The organism is Acidimicrobiales bacterium, assembly GCA_036491125.1.
Lineage (GTDB): Bacteria > Actinomycetota > Acidimicrobiia > Acidimicrobiales > AC-9 > AC-9.
Genome location: DASXCO010000116.1, coordinates 23,518 through 32,423, shown reverse-complemented (window position 1 = coordinate 32,423; position 8,906 = coordinate 23,518). Strand labels below are relative to the sequence as shown.

Genomic DNA, 8,906 nt, shown 5'->3' with positions numbered 1-8,906 from the left:
CAACGGCACCACGCTCCCCATCACCGCCCCGGTGACGGTGTGCGGCAACTCGGTCACCGCGGCCAGCGGGACCTCGAGCGGCACCTGTGGAAACTCGACGGGCCCAGGTGGGCCTGGCTCGCCGGGAGGCCCCGGTGGCACCACCGGGTCGAACGGGTCAGGTGACAACAGCGGACCGGTGTCCGGCAACGGCACCACGCTCCCCATCACCGCCCCGGTGACCGTCTGCGGCAACTCGGTCACCGCGGCCAGCGGGACCTCGAGCGGCACCTGTGGAAACTCGACGGGCCCAGGTGGACCTGGCTCGCCGGGGGGCCCCGGTGGCACGACCGGGTCGAACGGGTCAGGTGACAACAGCGGACCGGTGTCCGGCAACGGCACCACGCTCCCCATCACCGCCCCGGTGACCGTCTGCGGCAACAGCGTCACGGCCCTCGGCGGCAGCGCGAGCGGAGATTGTGGGACGACCGGCCCAGGTGGTCCCGGCGGCCCAGGTGGTCCCGGCGGGCCAGGTGGTCCCGGCGGCCCAGGTAGCCCAGGCAGCCCAGGTGGCCCAGGCAGCCCAGGTGGCCCAGGTGGCCCAGGTGTTCCCACACTTTCGGGGGCACCATCGTCTGGCGCACTCCTGGTCGCCTTCGTGACCTCGCCCGAAGCCGCGCTCCTCGGTGGCGCCACAGTGTCGGGCAGCCAGACTCCCGTCGCCGCGGGCGCGAGCCCGTCGACGGTGAATCAGCCGACGACTGGTCAGCTGGCCTTTACCGGTATCGCCGCTTCGAGTCTTGTCCTGTTGGCCCTGGCGCTCTTCGGGGTTGGCGGCCTCCTCATCTTCTGGTCGAGGCGGCGACAGCGCCTCAGCTCGGTCCAGACCAGTTAGGCGAGTCAGCCATCCGAGCCCGCCGGTCGAACCGATTTGGTTGGCCGGCGGGCTCGGTGGCCGCCCGCCCCTACAGCACCTCGATCGAGTGACGATTGCCTCAAATAGGCGGCACATCCGCGACGCCCCAATATCACTCGGGAGGATTCGACGACGACTACGACCGTGGCTGACCCCGGCGCTACCCGTTGGGCCGCTCCTAGCTTGACCAGGTGGCAATGGGGAGGGTGATAGCTGGGATCGGCCGCGTGATGATCGGCCTCGGCGCCTTGGTGCTGGCATTCGTCGCCTACCAACTGTGGGGCACCGGGCTGTCGGAATCCCACAGCCAGGATGTTCTCCGGCACCAGCTCTCAGGCCGGCAGTCGACACGTCCGGCCACGACGTCAGTGCCGGAGGGTCTCCCACCGGTGACCGGAGGCCGCGCTCCACCGAGCCCGCCACCCGAGGGGAGTGCCGTCGGAATCATCACGATCCCAAAACTGGGTTTGGACAAGGCAATCGTCGAGGGCACAGGCACGGCCGACCTTCGGCAAGGACCTGGTCATTACCGGGGCACTCCCTTACCGGGTCAACCGGGCAACGCCAGCATCGCCGGGCACCGCACCACCTATGGTGCCCCGTTCTCTCGTTTGAATGACCTCGTGCCGGGGGACCCGGTCATGGTCACCACTTCTCAGGGCACCTTTCGGTACGACGTCAGCCGATCGCTCGTGGTGGAGCCATCCGACGTCTCCGTCGTCGCGCCAACTGGGACCGACGAGCTCACGCTGACGACATGCACTCCCCGCTACAGCGCGAGTCACCGCCTCATCGTCCAGGCCTCGCTGGTCGGACCTCCCACGCCCACCGCTACGGTGCCCGCCGGCCCGAGTCGAGCGACACCCACCCTGGCCGGCGACACCGGTTCGTCGTTGCCGGTGGTCGCCTGGGGGCTGGCGACCGCGGCTGTGGCTGTCGGAATCTGGCTTGCGACCCGCCTCAGACGTCGCCGCTGGCTCGTCTACATTTTGGGTGCTCCGGCCTTCCTCGCTGCCCTGTTCTTCTTGTTCGCCGCCATCAGCAGGGTGCTGCCTGCCAGCATCTGAGAAGGTTGTGACGGGCCGACGTCTCCTATCGCCGGGCGGTAGTTCGAAGGTGCTGGTTAGCGGCCAGGCTGCCAGTCGGGGTCGGCGACCTCGAAACCGGCGAACTCGAACGCGGGCGAGACCGTGCACCCAACCAGCGTGTGGTCCCCCAGGCTGCGGGCGCGCTGCCAGGCGTCGGCGGGCACGACGAACTGGGGTCGCTGACCCGCAGCCAGATCGGGTCCGAGAGCGACCAGCCGCACGGTTGCTCCATCGGTGGAGATCGCGACCTCCAGCGGGGCTCCCTCGTAGTAGTGCCAGACCTCGGCGGCGTCGACCCGGTGCCACCGGGAGACCTCACCCCGGCGGAGCAGGAAGTAGATGGCGCTCCCTGCGGCACGCTCGTTCGTCTCGGTGGGAGCGCGCCACGTCTGCCGGTACGACCCGCCCTCGGGATGCGGCGTCAGCTGCAAGTGCTCGATGATCTCGTCGGCATCCATGGTGCTCATGATGGTGTCATCCGCCGGCCCGGGTACTGTGCGTGACCGCCGAGGAGCCGGGAGGAGCGGGAGTGGCAGAGGTCAGGGCCGAGATCACGGCCAACGTCTGGCAGGTGCACGTCGAGGTCGGCCAGGCCGTTGCCGTGGGCGACACGATCGCGATCCTCGAGTCGATGAAGATGGAGATCCCTGTCGAGTCCCCGGCCGGCGGCACCATCGCCGAGGTGCGGGTGCGCCCCGACGATCAGGTCCAGGAGGGGGACGTGATCGCCGTCATCCAGTGACGGCGGCCAGCAGGCTCCGGACGGTCCCTCACACGCTGCTCACATCCTCCTTGCGGGTCCCACACATCGCTCGGTGAGCATGTCCCCCGTACCCGATCAGGAAAGGACCTGGGACCAAACTGTGAAGCAGCTGCTCTTCAACCACCCCCTACGCGTCGGGGTGGCCTCGGCCATCCTCGCCGGCGGCGTGCTCGGCGGGGCCGTCGCCTTTGCCGACACTCCGTCGAGCACGCCCTCGGCGACCCCGGCCACCCCGGGCGCCGCTGCGCCCGCGCCGACCGCGAAGCCGGCGAAGCAGCGCCGCACTCACGTCATCGGCAAGGTCACCAACGTGAGCTCGACCGGCGGGCTGTCGAACCAGGGCACGATGACCGTGGTCGAGCCCGACGGGCACTCGACGACGTTCAGCCTGACCGGCTCCACCAAGGCCGCGAAGTACCAGGGCCAGGGCCAGAAGGTGACCAAGGAGGCTCCGACCTCCATCGCGACCAGCGAGGTCATCGAGGCCGGGCTGGTGAACCGGCAGGGCGGCGTCGCGGCGCGCCGGATCATCGACAGCGGCTTCAAGGCCGGCTGAGCCAACTCCCCCATTGCTCGCGGCCCCCCGGAGACCCGCCGGGGGCCGCGAGCATGCTCGGGGGCGCTTTGGAAGCGCGGCGGGCCTCACCCGTAGCATGTCGTCCCGTACTTCATGGCCGCTGCTGTCCGCTTCCGTGCTGCCGTCGCCCTCGTGGGGCGCTTTCCGGCCCTGGCCGGCGTCGATCTCGACGTAGCCTCCGGTGAGATCCTGCTCGTCACCGGTCCGAACGGAGCCGGGAAGACGAGCCTGCTGCGGGCGTGCGCAGGACTCTTGGCCGTATCCGCCGGCGAGGCCCACGTCCTCGGGCACGACCTGCGTCAGGACCGGCGCTCGGTGCGGCGCTCGTTGGCCCTGCTGGGGCACGCCAGCTTCCTCTACGACGACCTGACCGTGGCGGACAACCTCCGGTTCATCGTGCGGGCGGCGCGGGGCGATCAGGGCGCGGTCGACCAGGCCCTGTCCCGCCTCGGCCTCGACGGGCGCCTCCGCCACACGGTCGTCGGCAAGCTGTCGGCTGGACAGCGGCGGCGCGTCGCCATCGCCTCCGTGGTCGCTCGGGCCCCGCGGCTCTGGCTGCTCGACGAACCCCACGCCGGCTTGGACGCCGCCGGGCGCGACATTCTCGACGAGGCGGTGCTGGCGGCGTCGGGCACCGGTGCCACGGTCATCCTGGCTTCCCACGAGACCGACCGCGCCGGGGCCATCGCCGGGAGGGTGGCGAGGATGGCCGGTGGTCAGGTCGTGGGGGAGGAGTCGTTGGCCGCGGCGACCGATGTCGAGCAGGGCACCGGTCGCGGCCGCGTCGACGTCCCGGCCGAGTCGCCGACCGGGGAGCCGGTCCATGTGGCGTGACGCGCTGCTCGTGGCCGGCAAGGACCTCAGAGTCGAGCTCCGCTCGCGCGTCGCCACGAACCAGGTCGCGCCGTTCGCCCTGGTGGTGCTCGTGCTGTTCGCCTTCGCACTGGACCCGAGCCGGGGCGTGTTGACCAGGGCGACCGCCGGGCTCTTCTGGGTGGCGGTGCTGTTGTGCTCGTTGCTGGCGGTGCAACGCAGCTTTGCGATGGAAGCGGCCGACTCGGCGCGCGACGGCCTCCGTCTCTCGGGTCTCGATCCGGCCGGGATCTTTCTCGGCAAGGCGGCTGCCGTCGTCGTCCAGCTGCTGGTGCTCGAGGCCCTCCTGGCCGCCGGCATCGTGGTGCTCTACGGCTCGCACCTGCACGGGGCGCTGTTGCTCCTGGGCTCGACCTCGACTGCCACGGTGGGCCTGGCTGCTGCCGGCACCGTGTACGGAGTGCTGGCAGCCGGCCTTCGAGTCCGTGAGACGTTGTTGCCGCTCCTGCTGCTTCCCGTGGTGGCGCCGGTGCTGCTGGGCGCCACCCGGGCCTGGGAGGCGGCGCTCTCGGGCACTCCCGCCGATGGCAATGCCTGGCTCCAGCTGCTCGGTGTCTTCGCTGTGATCTACGTGACCGTCGGTGTGATCGCCTTCGGTCCGCTCCTGGAGGATGGATGATGTCGATCACGTCCGTGCGCGCCACGCGGGCTCTGGGTATCGCCACCCTGGCGGCGGTGGCCGCCACCGTGGCCCTCGGCCTGTGGGTCACGCCTCCCGACGTCGTGCAGGGTGACCTCGTCCGGCTGATCTACGTGCATCCTCCCGTGGCCTGGGTTGCCTATCTCGCGTTCGCCGTGACCGCCCTGGCCAGCGTGCTCTACCTGTGGCCGAGGACCCGATCGCTGGCCTGGGACCGCCTCGCCGGCGCGTCGGCCGAGATCGGAGTGGTCTTCACGGCGCTGACGCTGGTCACCGGGTCCATCTGGGGTCGACCCGCTTGGGGTGTGTGGTGGACGTGGGACGCCCGGCTGACCACCACAGCCCTGCTGCTGGTCCTCTACCTCGGCTACCTGGCCCTGCGGCGGGTGGGGGGTGAGCTGGAGACGCGGGCGAAGCGCTCGGCGATCGCCGCGCTGGTGGCAGTGGTCGACGTGCCCATCGTCCATCTCTCCGTGGTGTGGTGGCGGACGCTGCACCAGTCGGCCACGGTGCTCACACCGAGCCTCCAGCCGACAGTCCACGGATCGATGGCGTGGACGATGCTCCTGGGGTTCTGTGCGTTCACCCTTGTCTACGCCTGGCTGCTCGTGCACCGGTACCGCCTCGAGACCTTGGAGGAGCGGCTCGAGACCGAGGGTCTGTCCCTGGCTCTGGCCGAACGCCGGGCCGAGGCGGCAGAGGGGGTGCTGGTTTCCCCGGACGACGCCGACGTGGTCATCGACGAACCGGTGGCGAGCCGGTGAGCGGCTACGTGGAGTCGGGTTACACCGTCGTCGGTGTCACCCTGACGGCCTACACGGTGTGGATGTCGCTGCGAGCGCGATCGATCAAGCGAGCCGTCGGACCAGCCCGCCATCGTGACGCCGGCGAGGCGGCGACACGGGAGTCCCGCGGGTGGCGCTGACGAGGGCGCGGCCCCGGATCCACAGCTCCCGGCGGCTGTGGTTGGCCGGGATCGTCGTGCTCGGTGCCATCGGCTTCCTGGTCTACCGGGGTCTCGGCAACTCCATCGTCTACTTCAAGACGGCGGACGAGGCGGTGGCGTCCCGCGCCCAGCTGGGCAGTCGCGACTTTCGGATCGAGGGTGTGGTCGTGCCCGGTTCCGTGCGACCCACAGGGAACGACGTCGCCTTCGCCATCGCCAGCAAGGACGTCCAGGTCCCGGTGGTCAACCAGGGGTCAGCGCCCCAGCTGTTCCAGCCGAATGTCCCCGTCGTCCTCGAGGGCCACTTCGCGGGCCAGCAGTTCGTCAGCGACCAGATCATGGTCAAGCACTCCGCCGTCTACATCGCGCAGCATCCCGGCCGGGTGACTGCGCCTGACGGCAGCGCTCGATGAACGCCGCCATCGGGCGAGACGCCGTACTGCTCGGCTTTCTGGCCGCCGTGGTCGGGGCGGTGACGCTCGCCGTGGGGCTCGTTCGCCGGCGTCCCGGTGCCCTGCGCAACGGTGTCGTCTATGCCGGGCTGCTGCTGGTCGCCGCCCTGGTGGCGACCGGGGCCATGGAGCACGCACTGATCAGCCACGACTTCTCCCTGACCTATGTAGCCCAGAACAACAGCCGGGAGACGCCGCTGCTGTTCACCGTGACCGGCATGTGGTCGGCGCTGGAGGGATCGATCCTGCTGTGGGCGCTGGTCCTCGCGGGCTACATCGCGGCCATGGCGTGGCGCTTCCGGCGTCGGGCGGAGGACCCGATCGTGGGATGGGCCACGCTCACGTGCTTCGTCGTGGCTGCCTTCTTCTTCGGGCTGATGCTCGGACCGGCGAGCCCCTTCCACACCGCTTCCGGTGCGATACCGCTCGACGGCGTGGGTCCCAACCCGCTGCTCCAGGACCACCCGTTGGTCGCCTTTCACCCGCCGTTGCTGTACCTGGGCTTCGTGGGCTTCACCATCCCGTTCGCGTTCGCCGTGGCTGCCCTCGTCACCGGTCGTCTTGACGAGGGGTGGCTCGTCGAGACGCGGCGGTGGACGCTCTTCGCCTGGGGGTTCCTCACCATCGGCATCGTGCTGGGCGCATGGTGGTCCTACCAGGTCCTCGGGTGGGGAGGCTTCTGGGCGTGGGACCCGGTCGAGAACGCCTCGTTCCTCCCCTGGCTGTGTGGAACGGCATACCTCCATTCGGTCATGGCCCAGGAGCGGCGCGGGCTGCTCCGGGTGTGGAACCTGTCGTTGCTCATGGCCGCGTTCAGCCTCACCATCCTCGGCACCTTCCTCACCCGTTCGGGCGTCCTCGAGTCGGTGCACTCGTTCTCGCAGTCCACCATCGGCCCGATCATCCTGGGCTTCTTCGGCCTCGTCGTGGCGACGGCGCTCGGTCTCATCGCCTGGCGGGGGGACCGTCTGCGGGCGCCGGGAAGCATCGACGCGCCGGTGTCGCGCGAAGGCGCATTCCTCGTGAACAACCTGCTCTTCGCCGGCTTCGCCCTCGTGGTGCTGCTCGGGACGGTCTTCCCGCTCCTATCCGAAGCGGTGCAGGGCCAGCAGATCTCGGTCGGGAGGCCGTACTTCGACACCATGTCGAGGCCCATCGGGTTGGCGTTGCTGTTCTTCATGGCGGTGGCTCCGGTGCTGCCGTGGCGAAAGGCGAACGGCGAGCTGCTCCGCAGCCGCCTCCAGTGGCCAGCGTGGGCGGGCACGCTGGTGGTGGTCGGGTGTGTCGTCGCCGGGATACGGGGCTTCGCCGTGCTGCTGGCCTTCGGCCTGGGTGCGTTCGCCGGCACGTCGGCGCTTCGCCAGCTCCTGGTGTCGACGCGAGCAGCCCGTCGCCGGGGTGTGCCGCTGTGGAGCGGGCTGGTCGGTCGGACCAACGGAGGGATGGTCGTCCACCTCGGAGTCGTGCTGATCGCGGTGGCCCTGTCGGCCAGCCTCTCCTTCGGCCACCGCGGCCAGCTACGGCTGGCTCCCGGCCAGTCGACGCAGTTTGCCGGCCACACGCTCACCTATCTCGGCACCCGCGGCGTGGTACACCCGAACCGCCGCGAGCTGGAGGCGGCGGTGCGCGTCGACGACGGCGCCGTGTACCGCCCGGCGGTCAGCCAGTTCGGTTCGGACGCCGAGGGGATCGGCACGCCGTCGGTGGCCAGCAGCCTCACCAGCGACGTGTACCTCACCCTCGACAACCCCCCGGACGGCGCCACCATCGGGGGCGGGCCCGCACCGTCAGCGGTGAGCGGGGAGTCCGGCACCAACCTCGGGCCGGCGCAGGCCGGGACCGCGGTCGTGGGGGTCGTCGTCCAGCCGATGGTGGCCTGGCTCTGGATCGGCGGAGCCGTCATGGGCCTCGGAGCCGTCATGGCGGCGCTGCCCGAGCGTCGTCGCCGCGCCGCCGGGGGGGCTGAGCCGGAGCCGGCGATGGTCGCCCCCGAGGCGTCCCAACCCGACCCCGAGCCGGTCGTCGCCGGGTCAGGCGGTGGGTCGTGACACCGCCGGTGACGTCGCCCGATGCGCCGTCGCCCGATGCGCCGTCGCCCGATGCGTCGCCCGACCACCTCCCCCGTCGTCGCCGTCCTCGGGCGGTGCTGGCCGCCGCGCTCGCCGTGGCGGTGGTGGTCGGTGTGCTGGTTGGCGTGTTGGCGACCCGTCCATCCGCCAGCTCCACGGCGGCCGCCAGCCCGCTGCTGGGCAAGCCGGCGCCCGATGTCGGTGGTCCGGCGTTGACCGGAGGCTCGGTCGACCTGTCCGCCATGCGCGGTCGCTTCGTCGTGGTGAACTTCTTCGCCAGCTGGTGCCCGCCGTGCCAGGTCGAGGAGAGCGAGCTGGTGCAGTTCGCCTACCAGCATCGGGCCGTCGGTGACGCCCAGGTGCTTGGTGTCGTCTTCGCCGACCGCAGCACCAGCGCCGCGCACTTCCTCTCCAGCACCGGCGCCGCTTGGCCGGCGGTGGCGGACCCCGGCGGCCAGGTCGCGCTCGCCTACGGCGTGCGGGGCCCGCCCGAGACCTTCGTGGTGGCGCCCGACGGTCTGGTGGTGGCCCGGCTCGTCGGGGCCGTCAAGGCCACCGATCTCGACCAGGTGCTGTCGCGCGCCCGGGCCGAGGGGGCCTGAG

General features: G+C 70.8%; 14 protein-coding genes. 12 read left to right on the top strand and 2 right to left on the bottom strand.

The window, feature by feature from the left end:
* The coding region (locus VGF64_10015; protein ID HEY1635083.1) for a hypothetical protein at positions 1-429 on the bottom strand (429 nt) is incomplete at its 3' end.
* A gap of 29 nt (positions 430-458) precedes the next feature.
* Between VGF64_10015 and VGF64_10010 the strand changes: the two genes are divergently transcribed.
* The 3 genes from VGF64_10010 (at position 459) to VGF64_10000 (ending at position 1,962) form a co-directional block, all read left to right on the top strand.
* Positions 459-641: a hypothetical protein gene (locus VGF64_10010; GenBank protein ID HEY1635082.1), complete on the top strand. Its 183-nt coding sequence runs from the start codon at positions 459-461 to the stop codon at positions 639-641.
* Positions 638-874 carry a hypothetical protein gene (locus VGF64_10005; GenBank protein ID HEY1635081.1) on the top strand — a complete coding sequence of 79 codons (237 nt, stop codon included), beginning with the start codon at positions 638-640 and terminating at the stop codon, positions 872-874. The genes VGF64_10010 and VGF64_10005 overlap by 4 nt, the downstream gene beginning before the upstream one ends.
* Positions 875-1,092: 218 nt before the next feature.
* On the top strand, positions 1,093-1,962 hold the full coding sequence (locus VGF64_10000; GenBank protein ID HEY1635080.1) for a class E sortase: 870 nt from the start codon (positions 1,093-1,095) through the stop codon (positions 1,960-1,962).
* Positions 1,963-2,018: 56 nt separating this feature from the next.
* On the opposite strand, the gene VGF64_09995 is transcribed toward VGF64_10000, so the two are convergent.
* Positions 2,019-2,450, bottom strand: coding sequence for a cupin domain-containing protein (locus VGF64_09995; GenBank protein ID HEY1635079.1), 432 nt, complete (start codon positions 2,448-2,450; stop codon positions 2,019-2,021).
* Positions 2,451-2,512: 62 nt separating this feature from the next.
* Here VGF64_09995 and VGF64_09990 point away from each other — a divergent pair, with 62 nt between their 5' ends.
* The 9 genes from VGF64_09990 to VGF64_09950 all read left to right on the top strand — a co-directional run bounded on the left by VGF64_09990 (position 2,513) and on the right by VGF64_09950 (position 8,905).
* On the top strand, positions 2,513-2,725 hold the full coding sequence (locus VGF64_09990) for a biotin/lipoyl-binding carrier protein (protein HEY1635078.1): 213 nt from the start codon (positions 2,513-2,515) through the stop codon (positions 2,723-2,725).
* 121 nt (positions 2,726-2,846) lie between these two features.
* On the top strand, positions 2,847-3,302 hold the full coding sequence (locus VGF64_09985; protein ID HEY1635077.1) for a hypothetical protein: 456 nt from the start codon (positions 2,847-2,849) through the stop codon (positions 3,300-3,302).
* Positions 3,303-3,416: 114 nt separating this feature from the next.
* Complete coding sequence (ccmA, locus tag VGF64_09980; GenBank protein ID HEY1635076.1) at positions 3,417-4,157, top strand: heme ABC exporter ATP-binding protein CcmA; 741 nt, start codon at positions 3,417-3,419, stop codon at positions 4,155-4,157.
* Positions 4,147-4,815 (top strand): heme exporter protein CcmB, encoded by a 669-nt coding sequence (locus tag VGF64_09975; GenBank protein HEY1635075.1) that lies wholly within the window; start codon positions 4,147-4,149, stop codon positions 4,813-4,815. Before ccmA ends, VGF64_09975 begins: the two co-directional genes overlap by 11 nt.
* Positions 4,815-5,600 (top strand): cytochrome c biogenesis protein CcsA, encoded by a 786-nt coding sequence (ccsA, locus tag VGF64_09970; GenBank protein ID HEY1635074.1) that lies wholly within the window; start codon positions 4,815-4,817, stop codon positions 5,598-5,600. Before VGF64_09975 ends, ccsA begins: the two co-directional genes overlap by 1 nt.
* Positions 5,597-5,761 carry a hypothetical protein gene (locus VGF64_09965; GenBank protein ID HEY1635073.1) on the top strand — a complete coding sequence of 55 codons (165 nt, stop codon included), beginning with the start codon at positions 5,597-5,599 and terminating at the stop codon, positions 5,759-5,761. The genes ccsA and VGF64_09965 overlap by 4 nt, the downstream gene beginning before the upstream one ends.
* Positions 5,752-6,195, top strand: a complete 444-nt coding sequence (locus VGF64_09960) for a cytochrome c maturation protein CcmE (protein ID HEY1635072.1) — start codon at positions 5,752-5,754, stop codon at positions 6,193-6,195. The genes VGF64_09965 and VGF64_09960 overlap by 10 nt, the downstream gene beginning before the upstream one ends.
* Positions 6,192-8,282: a heme lyase CcmF/NrfE family subunit gene (locus VGF64_09955; protein ID HEY1635071.1), complete on the top strand. Its 2,091-nt coding sequence runs from the start codon at positions 6,192-6,194 to the stop codon at positions 8,280-8,282. The genes VGF64_09960 and VGF64_09955 overlap by 4 nt, the downstream gene beginning before the upstream one ends.
* The gene (locus VGF64_09950) at positions 8,279-8,905 is read left to right on the top strand and encodes a TlpA disulfide reductase family protein (GenBank protein ID HEY1635070.1); all 627 of its coding nucleotides are present in this window, start codon (positions 8,279-8,281) and stop codon (positions 8,903-8,905) included. Before VGF64_09955 ends, VGF64_09950 begins: the two co-directional genes overlap by 4 nt.
* Position 8,906 lies beyond the last annotated feature (1 nt).

Bases quoted from the DNA above. Each gene is read 5' to 3' on its own strand.
- VGF64_09955 (HEY1635071.1), top strand. From the start codon at position 6,192: ATGAACGCCGCCATCGGGCGAGACGCCGTACTGCTCGGCTTTCTGGCC.
- VGF64_10000 (HEY1635080.1), top strand. From the start codon at position 1,093: ATGGGGAGGGTGATAGCTGGGATCGGCCGCGTGATGATCGGCCTCGGC.
- ccsA (HEY1635074.1), top strand. From the start codon at position 4,815: ATGTCGATCACGTCCGTGCGCGCCACGCGGGCTCTGGGTATCGCCACC.
- VGF64_09995 (HEY1635079.1), bottom strand. From the start codon at position 2,450: ATGAGCACCATGGATGCCGACGAGATCATCGAGCACTTGCAGCTGACG.
- ccmA (HEY1635076.1), top strand. From the start codon at position 3,417: ATGGCCGCTGCTGTCCGCTTCCGTGCTGCCGTCGCCCTCGTGGGGCGC.
- VGF64_09975 (HEY1635075.1), top strand. From the start codon at position 4,147: ATGTGGCGTGACGCGCTGCTCGTGGCCGGCAAGGACCTCAGAGTCGAG.